The organism is Comamonas avium, assembly GCF_014836675.1.
Classification (GTDB): domain Bacteria; phylum Pseudomonadota; class Gammaproteobacteria; order Burkholderiales; family Burkholderiaceae_C; genus Comamonas; species Comamonas avium.
Window position 1 is genome coordinate 136799 of the sequence record NZ_JACSQK010000007.1, and the last position, 18288, is coordinate 155086.

The window sequence follows — 18288 nt, forward strand, 5'->3', positions numbered from 1 at the left end:
CCGTCGATCGAGATCGTGAAGTTGGCCGGTGTCACACCATCGGCGCCTGCCGCCAGGTTCCACGCCCCGGTGATGGCGGCTGCCCCTTCCACCACGCTCGCCGCTCCAGACAGCGTCACCACAGGGATATCGTCCGAGACAGTCACATTGACGGTGCCCTGCGCCGTATCTCCATCGGTGTCGGTGGCCACCACCTTGACCGAACCCAGTGCCGCCAGGTCATCGCCCAGCGCTGTGTGCCCGGTGTAGTTGCTGTTGAGCGTGGCCTTGACGGTAGCGGTGGTGTTGCCTGCATTGGCCGTCAGATCCAGCGTCACGACTGTCGTCGCACCGATCTTGCCGACGATCTGCGTGTCCGAGACACGGCTCCAGACCAGGCCTGCGCTCGTCGACAGAGTGCTCAGGTCCGTACCGAACTTCAGCGAGGCAATCGCATCCGAGCCTGCCGTAAAGGTGATGGCATCTTGGGCAAAGTCAGGGTTGGCAGGCGTACTGCCGCCAGCCAGGTTCTGGTCATCCAGCGCCAGGGTGATGACCCCGCCGTTGGGGCCCGAGACCACCGGGCCGGGACCATCGGTCACCGAGATGGTGTGCGTAGCGCTGCTGGTGTCGTTGTCGCCATCCTTGGCACTGAGTGTGAAGTTCACGTTCACGCCGCCGGCGTTGTTCAGACCACTGGCGGGCACAAAGCTCCATGTGTTGTTGGCATTGATCGTCAACGTGCCCTTGCCGGTGTTGATGCCCGTGCCGTACGCCACTGTCTGTGCAGCGCCTCCGTCGATCGAGATCGTGAAGTTGGCCGGTGTCACACCATCGGCGCCTGCCGCCAGGTTCCACGCCCCGGTGATGGCTGCTGCCCCTTCCACCGCGGTCACCGCTCCAGACAGCGTCACCACCGGCACATCGTCCACAATGGTGATAACAATTTCGCCCGTACTGGTCACACCGCCCGAACCCACCACACCCACAGCAATGGTGTCAGTCAGTGTGTTATTGCCATCAGCGCTGGCATGCGCCTGAGCTGCCGTGAGCGTGTATTCATAACTGACGGTGCCATTTTGGTTGCCAGCATCCGAGACAAAGCCCGTGATTTTGATCGTGCCGTCAGGTGTGTTCACAGGGGGCAGTAGTGCCACATTGCCCTTGAGTTGAGCCAGTGAGTAGCTCACACCGCCGATGGTGATTGAGGCAATACCATCGCTGGCACTTACGCTGAAAGTGCCGCTGCTTGTTTCGCTTGTCGCTTCATTACCCAGCCCTGCCTCATAGACTGTCTGGGCATCTGATCCGATGCTGACCTGGGCTGGAGGGGCTGGTTCATCATCCTGGGCTACCGCCCCACCAGAGATGAAGTCTTCTGTGCCAGCGGAAATGGAGCGAGGATATTGCAGCGCTAAGGGTGTGGTCCGTTCGATCACACTGGCAAGCCGCACATAGGTGCTGCCTGCACCTTCACCACCAGAAAGCGTCGCCGCTGTAGGGTCCAGCTCTGCCAGAGGGTCTTGCCCATCATTCAACGCTGTGATTAATGCATTGACATCTGCATCTACCGGATTGGCGATGGCCGCTTCGCTCGGCTCTGCTGCTTGAAATAAATCCTCAGACAGCTTGAGCTGCTGATCTGCTGCAATCTGAAGAACACCATCTTCATTACCCTGAAGAGACAGCTGGCTTCCTGCCGCTGTGACGATGTCTGCATCAATGGGGATGCGCATTCCAACACGCAATGGCTGCAAGCTGCCATCACTATTGCGAACCCAGGCCTGACCTTCCAACTTGGTAATCAATGCAGAAGTATTTGCCATCACATCTCTCCAAAAGGTGAACACTAGTGGCACCAAAGCGCCGCCCTTGGAGAAATATTAGGAAATGAATACTTGCAAAGCTATTGGCGGCAAAGCCAATAGATCAACCGCTTGGACGGTTAGGCTTGCTCTTTATGGATTTCCCCTCAAAAGATGACAATCAAAGCTGCTCAATTCGCACAATCAGGCAGCTGCTTTCTCCTACAAACAGCACCAGCAGCTAGCGCTGTATGCCATGCACTTTGAGCGCCAGCTTGAGGCGGTCATCCACATGCAATTTTTCAAACACTGAAGACAAATGTGCACGAACGGTTCTTTCGGTGATCAGCAATTGCTGTGCTATTTCTGCGTTGCTGTGCCCGGTCGAAGCAAGGCGGGCCACCTCTTTTTCTCGCACTGAAAGCAACCGAGCCCAGTCACTCTCGGTGATCACCGGCAAGCGCTGCTCAATGTCTTGCAGCATTCTCTGCAAGAGACTGCGGCCCAGCCAGATTGCACCTGTATCGATGCTGTTGACAATCAGTACCAAGGCGTCATTTGACAAATGCGTATGCGCATAGCCGCAGGCACCTTTTGCCAGCACCATCTGCCCTTCAGCGTCACTCATGTGGGCGCTGAGCACCAGCACACGCAAACCATCGAAATACTGTTGCCACCCATCTTGGGCATTGGATTGCTTGAGCAACGCCATATCCACAATCACCAGGTGATTGCCCATGGACTTCCAGTGCAAGACGTCTTGTAAATCAACGCCTCGATACGGCTTCTTTCCTGCTTCTGACAAAAGTTGCCATCTTTCCCACAGGCCAGCATCCCTCGTCACGATCAAAATAGGCTGTACTTGCATCTTTTCCTCACATGCATAAAGAAGACAAGCTCAACGCTCGGTCAAAGCATTCGCTTTGGCTCTCAAAATAGGTTTCAGCAAGTACTGCATCAACGTGCGCCGCCCAGTCAGAACATGCACTTCAGCCTGCATGCCTGGGATGATCGGGCGCGAGTTATCTCCCACATGCACCTTGTCCGTTCGCACCTTCACGATGTAGTACGAGTTACCCCGTTCATCCGTAATGGTGTTCGCTCCAATTTGCTCTACCTTGCCGGTCAAGCCTCCATAGATGGCGAAGTCATAGGCCGTAAATTTGACCTCTGCTTTCTGTCCAAAATGCAAAAATCCGATGTCTTTGGGATTGACCTGCACCTCCAGCAGCAAACTGTCATCCATGGGCACGATGTCAAGGATGTCTTTGCCCGGCTGGACTACACCGCCGACGGTATTGACCATCAAGGTATTGACTGTTCCACGCACAGGAGAGCGTACTTCTGCCAGCTTGACCCGATCTGCCAGCGCAAGCTGCCCTTGCTCCAAGGTAGAAAGTTTGGACTTTGTCTCTGACAGCTCCACGCGAGCCAGGTTGCGCACATTGAGCTCCGCTTCTTGCACTTTGCGCTGCGCCTCCTGAATCGCTGCCTGGATACGCCCAATTTGCGCACCTGCCGCTTTGGCCTCGCCACAAAAACGAGCCACATCACGCTGCAAGCGCAGCAAATCAACCTCGGAAACCGCTCCGCTCTTGAGTAATGGCCGGGTTACAGCCAGCTCTTCAGACGTCAAACTGCAGCTGGATGTGGCTTGATCACGGTTGGCAGCTGTTTCCCGCAGCTCCTGCTGCCGCTGGTTCAGTTGATCTCTTGCAATACTGATGGTGGTGTCAAGCTCCTGAGTTTTGGTTTCCCAAAAACGCCGCTCCATCTGCACGATCTGTGGGGCGTCTCTCATCACATCTTCTGGCACCTTAAAGACATCACCTGTAGCCAATGCCTCCAAACGCGCAGCCTTGGCTTTCAGTGCCAGTACTTCTGCCTTGCTTTCGCCCAATGAAGATGTAAAACGCGTAGGGTCAATGCGCAGTAACACCTGCCCCAATTCGATGTGCTCCCCCGGTCGAACCAAGATTTCCTCGACGATGCCCCCATCCAGACTTTGAATGACCTGCACCTGCCGAGAGGGCACAACTTTGCCTTGGCCGCGCACAACTTCGTCAATGTGGCCAACACACGCCCAGATCAACAACACCACAACAGCAAGCAGTGCACCCCACAGCAGCAGGCGTGAGCCCTTGGCTTGCTGCTGACCGGCTGCCCATTGCGCATCTGCAATCAAATCATCTTGCTGCAGGCCCGTCATCTGGGAGTCACCTTGCAGCAACCAATTTTCCCAACGCTCTCGCCATGTTTTTTTACTGGTCTCGGGCTTGTTCATGAGCGACCTCCTGCACGAGCAATACGCCCTGACTTCAGCGCCTCAATCACCTGCTCCTTAGCTCCATCTGCGACCACTTTGCCGGCATCAATGACAATCAGGCGGTCAACCAGCTCCAGCAAAGCAGTTCGGTGTGTGACCAAGACAATCGTTTTGTCACCGCTGCTTTCTTTCAGTCGGGTCTTGAGCAAAGCCTCACTCTGGTTGTCCAAGTTGCTACTGGGTTCATCGAGCAACAAGATGGGCGGGTCTTGAATCAGTGCCCGGGCCACCGCAATGGACTGGCGCTGCCCTCCGGATAAAGACTCACCCCGCTCGCCAATCGGCATTTCATAGCCCTGCGGGTGCTCTGCTGCGAATTCATCTACCCCAGCTATGCGCGCGGCATGCAGCATGTCAGCTTCTGTCGCATAAGGTGCGCCAACGAGCAAGTTGTGCTTGAGGCTGCCATAAAAAAGCATGGGGTCTTGGGGCACATGCCCAATCGAGCGGCGCAAATCTATGGGGTCAATCTGCCGTACATCGACGCCATCAATCAAGATCGCGCCCTCTTGCGGCTGGTACAGCCCCAAGATCAGTTTTTCCAGCGTTGTTTTTCCAGACCCGATGCGCCCGATCACGCCCACCTTTTCACCAGGCTTGATCACAAAGCTCACGCCGCTTAAGGCAAGCTGATCAGACTTGGGGTAGCTAAAGCTCACATTCCGAAACTCAATGCCCCCATGCAGCACGGGACGTGAAACAAAGTCACGCTCCTTGCCATGTTCAACAGGCATCTTCATGTAGTTGTCGATCGACGACAGCGATGTCTTGGCGTTGTGGTACTGCATCATCAGCCCCGCAACCTGGCCCAAAGGAGCAATACACCGCCCGGAGATCATTGACGCGGCAATGATTCCACCCATCGACAGCTCCGTAGCCTGAACCAGGTAGACACCGATAATCACCACCGCTACGGTGACCAGTTGCTGCATGGTCTGCACAAAATTCACGTTGGCCGCAGAAATCAGTTTGATCTTGCCGCCAACAAAAGCAATGTATTGAGTGGCACTTTCCCACAGTCGCTGCACACCGCCTTGTGCGTTGAGCGTCTTCACTGCATCCAGATTCGTCAGGGTTTCAACCAGCAATGCATTGCGCTGCGATACGGCCTGAAACGTTTTGATCGTCAAACTCTCAAGGCTCGCCTGGGCATAGAAAGAAACCAGCAGCACAGCCAAAATGGCCACAATCGGCGGAATCAGCATCCACGGAGATATCCAGGCCAGAACCACCAGGAAGAGCAAGACAAATGGAAGGTCCACCAAGGTGGTAAGGCTTGCAGAGGCGATAAAGTCGCGCACCGATTCAAAAGAGCGCAGATTGGCAGAAAAAGAGCCCACCGACGCTGGCCTGCTTTCCATGCGCAAATCCAGAACCTGCTCCATGATTTGTGCGGACAAAGCCACGTCAATACGCTTGCTTGCCGTATCCACGACATAGGCGCGTGCTGTGGTCAGTACAAAGTTGAACCCCAGAATCAAGCTCACACCAATGGCCAGCACCCACAGCGTTTCCACTGCGTTGTTCGGCACAACACGGTCGTACACATTCATGCTGAACAATGGAATCGCCAGTGCAAACAAGTTGATCAGTACTGCAGCAAGAAAGGCATCGCGATAAAACCGTTTGCTACCCTGTACCGCAGCCCAAAACCAATGTTCACTGCTGTTTTTTAAGCCTTGCTCTGCACGCTTTTCAAATCGAAATTGAGGTCGTACAAAGCACAGGTAGCCCGAGTACATTTCCAGCAAATCTGCAGCTGGCACCTCCACAGGGCTGGCGGCCTCCGGAAACTGCACCAGAAAACGCTGTGCATCCAGCTGCTGCAGCAAAAGCGCAGCACGGTTATTTTTCAGCAGCAAGATCGCTGGCAGCAACCCTGCAGGCACCTCATTTAATTCACGCCTCACAATGCGCGTCGTAAAGCGCGCCCGTGCTGCTGCACGCTCAAGCAAGGAGGGGGTTAAACGATTGCCCACCAAGGGCAGCCCACTGCTCAGCGCTTGCGCCGAACATGGCGTTCCGTGAATACGCGTTAGCTCCACCAGACACATCAGCAACGGATCGTCTTGCGTGCTGTGTGGCGGCAAACGAAAGTTGTTCGCTGGTGCGGCGGGCGAACCACCATCAGCTACATCTGCAGACTGCATTGAACCCGACGGCGCATCTTTAGGTGCGTTCATAGATACCTCTTGCGTGTCAGATCAAAATGTCATCGTCGGGCATGAGGTCTAGCGAGTTGCGCAGTCGATCTCGCTCCTTCTTGCGCTCATTGAGCTTGGCCAGGGCATGCGGGGGCAGATCCGTCAGGCGCAATGTCCCATTGGTCAGCAATGCGTCAATCAAATCTTCCAGCACACGGATGAAATCCTCATCAAGTGCTGAAAAATTCTGTTTGCCTTTGTGAGGCTCGTCTTTTATATCTTTATGAGCCATACCGCCCTCCCTCGAGGTAAGCAACCATGCTTGCATGCTTGCTTACACAAGAGCTTCAGTGAATCGTACTTTGCGCAGGTCACGCGCCTTATTTGGGCATTTGTTTCAAAGCCACAGGTGTCAAGTTACTTGTGTCAGGCAATGTATCCATGCAGGCGCGCAACGGCTCGTCAGGTAAGACCAGCGCCTGTTGCTCTTCTGGCTCTGCATCGCGATGGGGTTGTACCAACCCCAAATTAGGCAAAACCTGGTTGGAAAGAGCCAGCCAGTAGTACTCTGCTTTCTTCAGGTCATAGTCGGCATTGATCATGGCTCGCCGTGCATCGAACAATTCGTTTTCGGTGTCCAGCAAGTCCAGCAAGGAGCGCTGACCAATGCGAAATTGCTGCATGTAGGCAACGCGCACCTTGGAAGTGGAAAGCTCATGCTCACGCAAGAAAGGCAGTTGCTGGCGCAAGCGGACAATGTTGTTCCATGCCACCGACAGTTCCTGCTGCACGTTACGGCAGGTGTAATCGCGAACATCCTGTGCCGCATAGCCTTGTGCGGCAGTCTGACGAATACGCGCCGAATCTGCACCGCCGCGGTAGATCGGATAAGTCAGCATCAGCTGGACGCGCGAGCTTTGCACGTCGCGATACAAAGCGCCTGGTTGTTCACGATCTCGCCCGGTTGAGGCACGCACATCCAGTGTCGGCGCGTACCCGGCGGCCTTGGCTACTTTTTCACCCGCCTGCGCCGCTTGCACCAAAGCCTGCTTGGACAAGATGGCGGGATTCACCCGCAGTGACTCTTCAAAATTTTGCGTCTGGCCAATCACCGGCAAGCCTCCGGTGACCTCTGGAACAGCAGGCAATTGGGCTGCAGGATATTCACCGACTACACGGCGAAAACGCTGTGTCACGTCGTTGAGGTTATTGCTCTCCGTCATCAAGTTGGTCTGCGCCAAGGACAGGCGGCCACTGGCCTGCTCCATGTCGACACCGCGGCCTACGCCAGACTCCTGACGTTCGCGCAGCTGGCCCAGCGTGGCCGCGTGCATGGAGAAATTCTCTTGAGCCAGTGCTTGCATGGAGCGATAACGCTGCACGTCCAGATAGGCGGCCACCGCCTCGTTGGCCAGGTTGTTGGAGGTCGCGTGCAAATCGTAGTATTTGGACAGCTTTTCAAAGCCAAATTGGCGAATGCGGTTCGATGTTGCTCCACCATCAAAAATCAGTTGGCGCAACTCCACATTCCAGCCTGGACGGTTCCAGTCGTATGAGGGTGCATTTTCAATATTGCTGCGCCACTCGCGACCCGTCCAAGCCTGGGCCGTAATGCTGGGACGCCAGCCAGCACGTGCAATGTTCTGATCTTCCAGCGTAGAGACAAAATCTTGGTAGCGCGCATTGATTTCCGGATGCGATGTGATCGCGCGCTCAACGACCTGATTTAAACCGACAAGTGCCATTGCTTGCGCAGCCACTGCTGGCACCGCTTGTGGAGCAGTTGTCGGTGCTGCCTGTGGAGCCATTGCTGGAGCCGCTTGCTGCGCAAACGCACTGACTGCAAACGAGGTGATGCCCAGAGTCGTCATCACTTTGGAAAGGTTACGCATTTTCATAAGTGCACCTGCACAGGTAAGTGGTCGATTAATAGATAAATTCAATCGATAAACGGTATGGATTGAAAAACTACATAAATACTAATCTACTCACAAAAAATACACAATGAAATAGGATGGCACCCTAGAGCGACTTAAGAATTCTTGACGCTTCGTGCAAGACGGCACTTACCTGTGAAATCGGCAAAATCAACGATTAACAAAAAACATCAAGAACAACACTTCTATAAATTTTGTTAAACACTCTTTGGTGGGTTGGAAAATTAATTTACATAGCAAAAAGCGCTTAACTGTCTTGACTTTCAACTAATAAACATAGTGAAAACCAAGCCAGTTAAGCGCTTAAAGCTATACTTAAATAAATTCAGCTCGTTTGTGCGGGTAGCAAAAAACGGTGTTGCGCCAAGCTCTCGAGTCCGAACTCTGTCAAAAGCTGCTGCAGACGCTCTGCAGCGCTGCGCTTTTTATGGCCGGTGTATCGTGCCACGATCAGCTCATTTTTCATGCTGTGCTCCCAGCCTACCAGCTCGGTTACCGTGACCTGGTAGCCACACGCTTCCAAATACAGGCAGCGCAGCACATTGGTAATCTGGCTGCCCATCTCACGGGTATGAATGGGGTGGCGCCACAATTCAGCCAGTGGCGTGCGTGTGAGGCTGAGCGCCTTGGTCTGCCGCAAACAAGCAGCAACCTCTGCCTGACAGCACGGCACCAGCACCATGGCTTTGGCTTTCTTTTGCAGGCCAAATGCAATGGCGTCATCGGTTGCCGTATCGCAAGCATGCAAGGCAGTCACCACGTCAAAACGTTCAGGCATGAAGTCGGCGCGCGTGGATTCGGCTACCGACATGTTCAGAAAATGCATCCGCTCAAAACCCAGTTCAGCGGCCAGTTTTTGCGAAGCTTCTACCAAGGGCGCACGGGTCTCAATGCCGTAAATACTGCCTTGGCCTTGCGGCTTGAAGTACAGGTCATACAAGATAAAGCCAAGGTATGACTTGCCGGCGCCATGGTCGGCCAGGGTCACTGCCTGCCCCTCTTTGCCCAACTCTTGCAAGATAGGTTCAATGAATTGGTAGAGGTGGTAGACCTGCTTGAGCTTGCGGCGCGAGTCTTGGTTGAGCTTGCCGTCACGCGTCAGAATGTGCAGCGCCTTCAGTAACTCAATGCTTTGACCTGGCTTCAACTCCAGCTGGGCTGCAATATCCTGGACAGCGGGCTTGGCGCTGGCGGTCTGGCCTTTGGCGGCCTTGTTGTGCTTACTCATTATTTCTTCTCAGTGGCGGCCTCATCCGCATCCCGCAGCGCGACCGGGCAGCGCGCAGCCAGATCCAGATCCAGCCAGCCTTCAATGCCCATTTCTCCCAGCACTTGCATATTGCGCTCGTAGATCATCTCCGCCTCAGGAAACGCTTCAACCGCCTTGTCAATGCTGTCTTCTCGCAGCAAATGCAAGATGGGGTAAGGCGCACGATTGGTGCAGTTGGTGACGTCGTCCACATCCGTGCCTTCAAACTGGAACAACGGGTGGAAAGAGGCCACCTGCAAAATACCGCCCAAATCCAGCTCTTCGACCAAGTCGTCGGCCAGCTCAGTGAAATCGTTGAAGTCCAAGAACTCTGCGAAGGCCTGCGGCAGGATCAGCAGCGTGGTGTCGCGCTTTTCTGGCGAGCTTTCTGCCAGAGCCTCTAACTCGCGGTGTAGATCAATGGCAACGCCCTCAGCATCGCTGGCCTGGCTGACCACATAGTGGATTTGGCCTTTGACATGTACGCTTTTGGCAAATGGGCACAGGTTCAGGCCGATCACGGCCTTCTCCAGCCAGCGCACCGTATCTGCGATGACGACGTCTTCAGGAAAGGCAAGTTCTGTGGTGGTATCGGTCATGTATTGGCCCCAAAAACAAATGGGGGCACCATGCCCCCTTTTGTGTTGTGTTTCAAATTTTAGCCAAGCACAGGCTTTGCTGCAGCCCACATAGCGATTGGCTGTTGCCCCAGCGCAAGTTCTCTCTCGCGCATGCTCTTGTCCCAGCTTAAGCCAGCAGACGCTGGCCCGTGATGCGCTCATGCTCTTTGGCGGCATACCGGTCTGTCATCCCCGCCACAAAGTCTGCCACCACCCGTGCCTGCGCGGCTGCACTGCCCGCCTGCTGCGCACGCAACGCGTAGCGCGGCTTCATCATGCTCGGTTGCTGCAGGTAGGCATCAAACAATTCACGAACGACTTGTCTTGCAGCATCCATGGTCTGCATGACCTGCACGTGACGATACAGCTGGTGAAACAAGAAATGCTTCAGCGCTTGCGACTGCGCCTGCATATCGGGGCTGAAACTTACCAGCCGCTGTCCACAGGCTCGTACCTCATCAGCGCTTTGCACACCGGCTTGCTCGATACGCTGGCGGGTCGTGCCAATCACGTCGTACACCTGCGCACTGAGCATGCGGCGAATGGTTTCATACAGCAAACGCCTGTCCGCCTCTGGCTGAGCCAGCTGTGGATATTCCATCAAGGCCTGTGCATGAAAGTGTGCAAACAAAGGCACTGCTTGCAGTTGCTCGACGCTGATCAAGCCAGAGCGCACGCCGTCATCCACATCGTGGGCGTTGTAGGCAATCGCATCTGCCAGATTGGCCAGCTGCCCTTCCAGAGAGGTTTGCTGTCCGCTCAAGAAGCGGGCAGCAACGCCGCCGGGCTCCTGCGCCTCAAGCTTCAGTGCATTCGCGCGTGAGCAATGCTTGAGGATGCCTTCACGCGTTTCAAACGTGAGATTGATTCCGTCGTATTGGGGATAGCGTTCTTCCAGCGCATCCACAACCCGCAGACTTTGCAAATTGTGCTCAAAGCCACCCAAGCCCTGCATGCAAGCATTGAGCTCATCTTGTCCTGCATGCCCAAAAGGGGTGTGCCCCAAATCATGTGCCAGGCAAATGGCTTCGACCAAGTCTTCGTTCAGCGCCAGAGGGCGAGCAATGGAGCGCCCCAGCTGCGCGACCTCCAGTGAATGAGTTAGCCGCGTGCGAAACAGATCGCCCTCATGGTTCACAAAAACCTGTGTTTTGTAGACCAGACGCCGAAAGGCACTGGAATGCACGATGCGATCACGATCCCGCTGGTGCTCCGTGCGCGTTGGTGCAGCGGCCTCAAAATATCTGCGCCCACGTGTTTCTTGCGGTTGGCAAGCCCAAGGGGATAAAAGCAATTGCACAGGCAGCTTTCTCTTTGAATACAAAACACGCCAGCGCTGATTGAAAAGCGCAAGAAACTATCTTTTTATCAGCCTTGAATACCGACGCCTTGCATGCAGCAGGCATCAATGACTTCGCGCACCAAGCTATCGGGCGCAGAGCGCATGGTGGCGTTGCCAAGGCCGTCTATCAGCACGAAGCGAATCTCACCCGCTTGTGCTTTTTTATCCACGCGCATGTGCTCCAGGTATGCCCCTGCGTTATCGGTAGCATCTATCACGGCACCGCGGGTGGGCAGGCCTGCACGTGCAATCAACAGCGTCAGCCGGTCTACAAAGCTGGCATCGACCAAGCCCAGCCTTTGTGACAAGTGTGCAGCCATGACCATGCCTGCCCCAACACCTTCACCATGCAACCAGTTGCCATAGCCCATGCCCGCTTCAATAGCATGCCCAAAAGTATGACCAAAATTCAAAATGGCGCGCAGCCCCGCTTCTTTTTCATCTTGGCCGACCACCCAGGCTTTAATTTCTACACTGCGCTTGACAGCGTGCATGAGCGCTGCGGGCTCTAAGCTGCGCAGTGCATCCATATGTGCTTCCAGCCACTCAAAAAACTCCATATCCGCAATCGGACCGTATTTGATGATTTCGGCCAAACCTGCTGACACTTCACGCGCAGGCAACGTATCCAGTGATGCCAAATCACACACCACCAATTGGGGCTGATAAAAAGCACCAATCATGTTTTTTCCCAAGGGGTGGTTGATGGCTGTTTTGCCCCCGACACTGGAGTCCACCTGCGACAACAGCGTGGTTGGCACCTGCACAAACGGCACTCCGCGCATGTAGCTGGCAGCAGCAAAACCTGTCATATCTCCAACGACACCACCGCCCAAAGCAAAAAGCACCGTCTTGCGGTCGCAGCCTTTACTCAGCAAGCCATCAAAAATCAGATTCAGCGTCTGCCAGTCTTTATGTGCTTCACCATCGGGCAGCACCACGGTATGCACTTGCTGGTATTTACTTTCTAAAGCGGCTTTGAGCTGCGCGGCATAGAGCGGCTGAACGGTGGAGTTAGTGACAATCAGCGCCTGTGCCGCAGGAGGACACTGCGCATAGGTGGAAGACCGCGCCAACAAATCTGCAGCAATCACTATGGGATAGGAACGATCACCCAAATCAATGTGGACGGTTTGGCTCTGTTGTGTCACGGCAATCATCTCTGCAAACAAACAAGGCCGAAAACGGCCTTGGGGGGGATGGTTCATCATTGCTTGGAAATCCAAGCATTCCACGTATTTATACCTTCAATCTTCGATTGCATTGCAGATCCCGTGTCCAGGCAGTAAACCAGCCAGCTCCGCCTGCATGCAAATTTTGCGGCTGACTTGAGAGGCATTCTGCCTGGCTGCATCAATCGCATAGTGCGCGGTTTCCAAGTACAGCGGCCCACGCTCTTGCAGCAATGTGTGCAACCTCTTGAGCGGGTCATCTCCCTGCATCAGCGGCCGCGTGGTGTCATTGCGCAAACGGCGAGCGATATCTTCTGGCAAGGACTGCAGATAAAACACAGTGCTTCGGGCTTTTAACACCTCTCGGTTTTGGGCCCGCAAGATGGCACCTCCACCGGTCGACAAAACACAGACCTGATCCTGCTGCAACAACTCAGCCAGTACCTGCGACTCAATGTCTCTGAACGCGACTTCACCCTGCGCCGCAAAAAACGCCTTGATACTGCAACCCAGGCGCTGCTCAATCACGTGGTCAGTGTCTACAAAGCGCAGTTTCCACAGCCGCGCCAAATGGCGCCCAATGGTCGATTTTCCTGACCCCGGAAGGCCAATGAGAGAAAAGTGCACAGCAACTTCCTGATTCACAGATACACAAAGACCGCCCTTGGGCGGTCTTTGATTGTCGCCTACACCGCCGCGTTAGTTGCGAGCAATTGCATCCGTCACCATACGGGGGGTGATGAAGACTAGCATTTCACGCTTTGTCGATTCGCGAGTCCGGCTCTTGAACAAATTACCCATGACTGGAATATCTCCCAGCACAGGCACCTTGCTCACCTGATTGGTTTCTTCCATTTCAAAAATACCGCCAATCACCACCGTGCCACCGTTTTCAACCAGCACCTGGGTTTTGATATGTTTGGTATCAATGGCAACACCTTGCAGAGTCGTTTCTCCACGAGAGTCTTTGTTGAGATCCAGATCCAAAATGATGTTTCCCTCTGGCGTAATCTGAGGCATTACTTCCAGCTTCAACACAGCTTTTTTGAACGCCACAGTGGTTGCACCATTGGGCGCTGTTTGTGTGTAAGGGTACTCCGTACCTTGTTCAATGACCGCCTGGGTCTGATCTGCGGTCAGCAAACGCGGGCTTGAAATCACTTTACCAACGCCTTCTGCTTCCATCGCAGACAGCTCCAGGGACAAGAAACGCGTCAACCCGGAGTTAAAAATACTCAAGGCCAGCGTGCTTGCTGAGCCACCCGTGGAAAGTCCTGCCGGCAAATTGACAAAAGGCGCACTGTTGCTTGTACCAAAGCTGTCATAGCCACTGCCCACACTGCCACGGCCAGCACGCTCATAGCCGCCACCGAATTTCACACCGAGTGAGCGCCCAAACGTATCACGGGCCTCAACAATACGCGCCTCAATCAGCACCTGACGCACAGGGACGTCTAATTTTTTAAGCAAATTGGCAATTTCTTCCAACTTGCTTGGCGTATCTGTCACAAACAGCTGATTGGTCCGAGGTTCTGCAATGGCAGAACCTCGTGCAGACAAGAAACGCGTACTGGCTTCGCTGCTGCCGCTGTTATCCGCGATCTGCTTTTTCAGCTCCTCCGCTTTGGCGTAATTGATCTGAAAGCCCTGAGTGCGCAGCGGCTCCAGCTGTTCAATATTGCGTGCAGATTCATAGTCGCGCTTTGTTCGCTCATCAATTTCATCTTTTGGCGCAATCCACAGCACATTGCCGCTTTTCTTCATCCCCAAGCCCTTGGCTTCCATGATGATATTGAGCGCTTGGTCCCACGGCACATCTTTCAGCCGCAAGGTCAGTGAACCGCCGACGGTATCAGACGTGACGATGTTGAAATTCGTGAAATCTGCGATTACTTGCAACAGTGAGCGCACTTCAATATTTTGAAAATTCAGCGAAAGTCTCTCCCCCTTAAATCCCGGCCCACTGGTTAACTTACTGGGGTCAACTTTCTTTGGACGTACTTCCACCACAAACTGGCTATCACTTTGATAGGCACTGTGTTCCCAATCGCCTTTGGCATCCACTTGCAGCCGCACCCTGTCCTTACTCTGACTGGCAGTAATCGTCTGCACAGGCGTTGCAAAGTCAATGACGTCCAAACGCCGGCGTAATCCCTCAGGCAAGCTGGTTTTCATTAACTCGATGGTCAGGCCCTTGCCTTCTTGGCGAACATCAGCATTCACCATCGCAGAACCCAAGTTGACAACCAAACGCCCTGCACCGTCGCTGCCTCGTCGGAAATCAATATCCTTGAGAACGACGTTTCCGGCCTGCTCCTCTGAAGAGGGTATCAAGCGACGGTTTGAGGATGACGGCGGCTGCATGGCCGAGGCTTGCTTCGTTGGATCTAAAAACACCAATACGGAATTTCCGTTAATTTCAGTGCGGTAGGTCGTAGCAGTCTTCAAATTCAAGACAACCCGCGTTCGCCCCGAGGCCTCAACCACATTGGCAGTACTCAAATTCCCCTGCTGAATTTCTACCAAAGACTGTCCCATGCCATTGCTCGTACCAGGAAAATCCAAGGCAATCCTTGCAGGCGACTGAATCGCAAAACCCGTAATAGGCTCTGCCAGAGGTTCGGTGAGCTCAATGCGTACGACCTCACCTCCGCCTTGCATGGAGCCCGTTACCGATTGCACACTGGCAGCCCAAGCCATGGTTGAGAAGAATGTTGCAATCGCCATAGCCAAGCAACGAACAGTCAACCCATTTTTTTTATGCTGCATTACTTACTCCCCTCTTGCAGATCAAGCGTAGTTATTCTTTCCACCCAGTCTCCCGTGGCATCTTGAATAATTTCTCTCAGCTTTAAACTGCTTTCCCCAATTTGCACAATGCGGCCATAGTTCTGACCAAGATAGTTACCAGCTTTCACCTGATAAATGAGTTGATTGACCCGAAGCAGGGCAGTATTTTGGCCCTCTTTTTGCAAACTACCGACCATGGCCATGCTATCCAGCGGATAGCTTTCCAGCTCTTCTTTGCGGCGGCTCTGCTCTGCGAGCAACAATCCCATATTGGATGTATTTTTTGCTGCTTCTCTGCTTAAAACCTGAGTCAGTTTAAGCATGTTAAAAGGATCAAGCTCATTTGAAGCAATGTAGGCTTGAGGAGTGAAAACAGAAGGCTCTTTAAGCGTTTGTATGCGCGGTTCAGCTGTTGATTTCTGTGAAGCAACCCACTGCCTCAGATCATCATGATCACCTCCCCAGCAACCCGTCAGCGCAAGCAACACGCAAAGGCCAAAAAACCTCAAAGAACTTCTAGGCGTCATTTCGCAGCTCCTTTGGCCCTGGACTTCTGCGCTTTAGACTTCTGCGTTTTACTCTGGGACTTTATCTCTTCTGAATCCAAATATCTGTATGTTTTGGCTGTGGCGTCCAGCAATAATGTCCCATCAGAGCCTTTCGGAGTAATAGAAACATTATTCAAAGTCACAATACGTGACAAATGGGAAATATCTGAAGCAAAAAGCCCCATATCATGAAAATTCCCAGAAACACGAACCGAAATGGGTAGTTCAGCGTAGTAGTCCTGCACAGCTTCAGTGCCAGGCTTAAACAGTTCAAACTGCAAGCTACGCCCCAGACCAGCCTGATTAATGTCGGACAGCAGCGCAGCCATCTCCGACTTGCTTGGTAATTGCTTCTCTAGCTGAATCACAGACTGCTGCACCTGCTCTCTCTGCTTTTTCAAACCGTCAAGACTGACAGCCTTCAGCAGTTTTTTTTCAAAATCAGCTCGCAATGCAACCTCGACACCACGCTCACGCTGTAGATCTTCTTCAAAACCACTCAAATAAAAATACCATGCAGCCCCCGCCGTAAACAATGAAATCACAGCGCAAAGCAAAACCTTTGGAATTACAGGCCACAGAGAAGGATCTTTCGGATCCAAGTCTTGAAATTGCTCCTTGAGAGCTTCTACGTACCCCATCAAGTCAATTGAAATATTCTTTTTGGAGGTATTCATTGCTTTTTACCCCCTTTAACTGCATGCGGAGAAGCAACCTCTGTTTTTATTGTGCTCTCTGGCAGTACCAAGGAGAAATTCAAGGTGAAGTTCACAACCTTTCTCTGATCCTTGGGAGACAATACGACAGACCCGGCAACAATTTCCTTGAGATTAGGGCTTCTAAACCAAGGAGTTCCACCTGAAAGATTTCTCAATACTTCCGAAACACGCTCATTTGATTGAGCAACCCCCTTCATCTCCACCAGCAAGCCATTTTGTTTCAGCGAGGTAATATATAAACCCTCTGGCAACTGCCGAACGAGTTCATTGAGTAAATGCACAGGAAGATTCCGATTGGCTTGCAAGTCCTCTACCGCTTTTTGCCTCTCTCTGAGGGCCGTTATTTCGCCTTCAAGCCCTTCAATTTCTTTGATTTTCTGGTTCAGCACCGTGATTTCTGACTGCATGTAAGCATTGCGGCTTTGCTGTTCTTCAATTTGCAGCTGAAACCACCAATACACCAGCGCAGCAACCAGTAAACCTGCAATCACCGAAGCAAACATCGTGACTTGAAAAGCTTCCTTGCGTCGTTTACGTGCAACTTCTCTATGAGGCAGCAGATTAATCAGTATCACGAGTAAAACCTCCGCATCGCCAAACCGCATGCAGTCAGGTACATCGGAGCCTCATTTTTTAATTTACTCTGGTGCACAGTAGCACCCAGCTTCATTCCATCAAATGGATTCAGTAGATGCACTGGTACACCGGCCTGCTCCTGAACCGCCTTCACTAACCCCTGCACACCCGCGCTTCCTCCAAACATCGCGATATGTTGCACACTGTGATAAGGAGTGCTGGTAAAAAAGAATTGCAGAGCCCTCACTACATCTTGTGCAAGGCTTAATACAAAGGGAGAAAGCACTGAATCGGCATAATCTGCGGGCAAATCGCCAGTGCGTTTTTTCAGCTCTGCTTCTTCACTGCTGATGCCATACTGCCGAGCAATCAATTGCGTCAATTGCGCGCCGCCAAACCCTTGCTCGCTGTCATGCAGTATTTCGTCTCCCCGCACGATTTGCAGGCTAAATTGACGAGCCCCCACTTTAACCAGCGCAATCAAATCTTCATCTTTGACGTGCGGCTGCTCAAGCCAGCGGCCAGCGGCCAATCGCGAGGCGTAGGATTCAACATCCATGACAACAGGTTTTAAACCAACCAATACTGCCAAGTTATTGCGCTCTTCTACCTTTTCTTTGCGGGTAGCGGCCAGCAAAACATCCACATCACCCGGATTTTTTGCATTGGGGCCCATGACACAGAAATCTAAGCTGACTTCGTCCAGAGGAAACGGTATGTATTGACTGGCCTCCGATTCCACCTGAACTTCAAGCTCTTGTTCGCTTAAGCTGCCTAGCAAAACGATTTTTTTGGCAATCACTGAAGAATGTGGAAGCGCTAGCGCTACATTCTTTGTTCGTGTTCCACTTCTTTTTAGCAATCGCTTGAGTGCTTCAGCAACTTCATCAAATTTTTCGATGTTGCCACCAACAATCCAATCGAGCTCCAGAGGCTCTGAAGCACAGCGCTCCAAGATCCACGTGCCTTGACCATCCCGGTTCAGTTCGACCAGCTTGATAGCAGAGGAACTGATATCCAAACCAATAAGCGGCGATGGCGGCCGCTTAAAAAGGGATCCTATAGAGATCACAGCCCCCCT

Annotated in this window: 16 protein-coding genes; all 16 read right to left on the bottom strand. The window is 53.1% G+C overall.

Annotation, left to right across the window (positions count from 1 at the left end; translation table 11 throughout):
- Positions 1–1805: retention module-containing protein (locus H9646_RS15065; protein ID WP_191724200.1), on the bottom strand; the 1805-nt coding region annotated here is incomplete at its 3' end.
- Between the two features lie 220 nt (positions 1806–2025).
- Entirely contained in the window at positions 2026–2523 is a 498-nt protein-coding gene (locus H9646_RS15070) for a response regulator transcription factor (protein ID WP_225214232.1), read from the bottom strand.
- Between the two features lie 159 nt (positions 2524–2682).
- Entirely contained in the window at positions 2683–3993 is a 1311-nt protein-coding gene (locus H9646_RS15075; RefSeq protein ID WP_225214240.1) for an HlyD family type I secretion periplasmic adaptor subunit, read from the bottom strand.
- A 71-nt stretch (positions 3994–4064) separates the two neighbouring features.
- A complete protein-coding gene (locus tag H9646_RS15080) occupies positions 4065–6260 on the bottom strand; it encodes a type I secretion system permease/ATPase (protein ID WP_191724284.1) in 2196 nt (731 codons plus the stop codon).
- A gap of 49 nt (positions 6261–6309) precedes the next feature.
- Positions 6310–6546: a hypothetical protein gene (locus H9646_RS15085; protein ID WP_191724203.1), complete on the bottom strand. Its 237-nt coding sequence runs from the start codon at positions 6544–6546 to the stop codon at positions 6310–6312.
- Between the two features lie 88 nt (positions 6547–6634).
- The gene (locus H9646_RS15090; protein ID WP_191724204.1) at positions 6635–8152 is read right to left on the bottom strand and encodes a TolC family outer membrane protein; all 1518 of its coding nucleotides are present in this window, start codon (positions 8150–8152) and stop codon (positions 6635–6637) included.
- 364 nt (positions 8153–8516) lie between these two features.
- The gene (locus tag H9646_RS15095) at positions 8517–9419 is read right to left on the bottom strand and encodes a class I SAM-dependent methyltransferase (RefSeq protein WP_191724205.1); all 903 of its coding nucleotides are present in this window, start codon (positions 9417–9419) and stop codon (positions 8517–8519) included.
- Positions 9419–10039, bottom strand: coding sequence for a DUF1415 domain-containing protein (locus tag H9646_RS15100; RefSeq protein WP_191724206.1), 621 nt, complete (start codon positions 10037–10039; stop codon positions 9419–9421). Before H9646_RS15100 ends, H9646_RS15095 begins: the two co-directional genes overlap by 1 nt.
- A 148-nt stretch (positions 10040–10187) precedes the next feature.
- Positions 10188–11354, bottom strand: coding sequence for a deoxyguanosinetriphosphate triphosphohydrolase (locus tag H9646_RS15105; RefSeq protein WP_191724285.1), 1167 nt, complete (start codon positions 11352–11354; stop codon positions 10188–10190).
- A gap of 74 nt (positions 11355–11428) precedes the next feature.
- The gene (aroB, locus tag H9646_RS15110) at positions 11429–12562 is read right to left on the bottom strand and encodes a 3-dehydroquinate synthase (RefSeq protein WP_191724286.1); all 1134 of its coding nucleotides are present in this window, start codon (positions 12560–12562) and stop codon (positions 11429–11431) included.
- An 87-nt stretch (positions 12563–12649) separates the two neighbouring features.
- Complete coding sequence (locus H9646_RS15115) at positions 12650–13201, bottom strand: shikimate kinase (RefSeq protein ID WP_318244931.1); 552 nt, start codon at positions 13199–13201, stop codon at positions 12650–12652.
- 72 nt (positions 13202–13273) lie between these two features.
- On the bottom strand, positions 13274–15343 hold the full coding sequence (pilQ, locus tag H9646_RS15120; RefSeq protein ID WP_191724207.1) for a type IV pilus secretin PilQ: 2070 nt from the start codon (positions 15341–15343) through the stop codon (positions 13274–13276).
- On the bottom strand, positions 15343–15891 hold the full coding sequence (locus H9646_RS15125) for a pilus assembly protein PilP (protein ID WP_191724208.1): 549 nt from the start codon (positions 15889–15891) through the stop codon (positions 15343–15345). The genes pilQ and H9646_RS15125 overlap by 1 nt, the downstream gene beginning before the upstream one ends.
- A complete protein-coding gene (gene pilO / locus H9646_RS15130; RefSeq protein ID WP_191724209.1) occupies positions 15888–16589 on the bottom strand; it encodes a type IV pilus inner membrane component PilO in 702 nt (233 codons plus the stop codon). Before pilO ends, H9646_RS15125 begins: the two co-directional genes overlap by 4 nt.
- Positions 16586–17206 (bottom strand): PilN domain-containing protein, encoded by a 621-nt coding sequence (locus H9646_RS15135; protein ID WP_191724210.1) that lies wholly within the window; start codon positions 17204–17206, stop codon positions 16586–16588. The genes pilO and H9646_RS15135 overlap by 4 nt, the downstream gene beginning before the upstream one ends.
- Positions 17203–18279: a pilus assembly protein PilM gene (locus H9646_RS15140; RefSeq protein WP_191724211.1), complete on the bottom strand. Its 1077-nt coding sequence runs from the start codon at positions 18277–18279 to the stop codon at positions 17203–17205. The genes H9646_RS15135 and H9646_RS15140 overlap by 4 nt, the downstream gene beginning before the upstream one ends.
- Between the last annotated feature and the right edge of the window lie 9 nt (positions 18280–18288).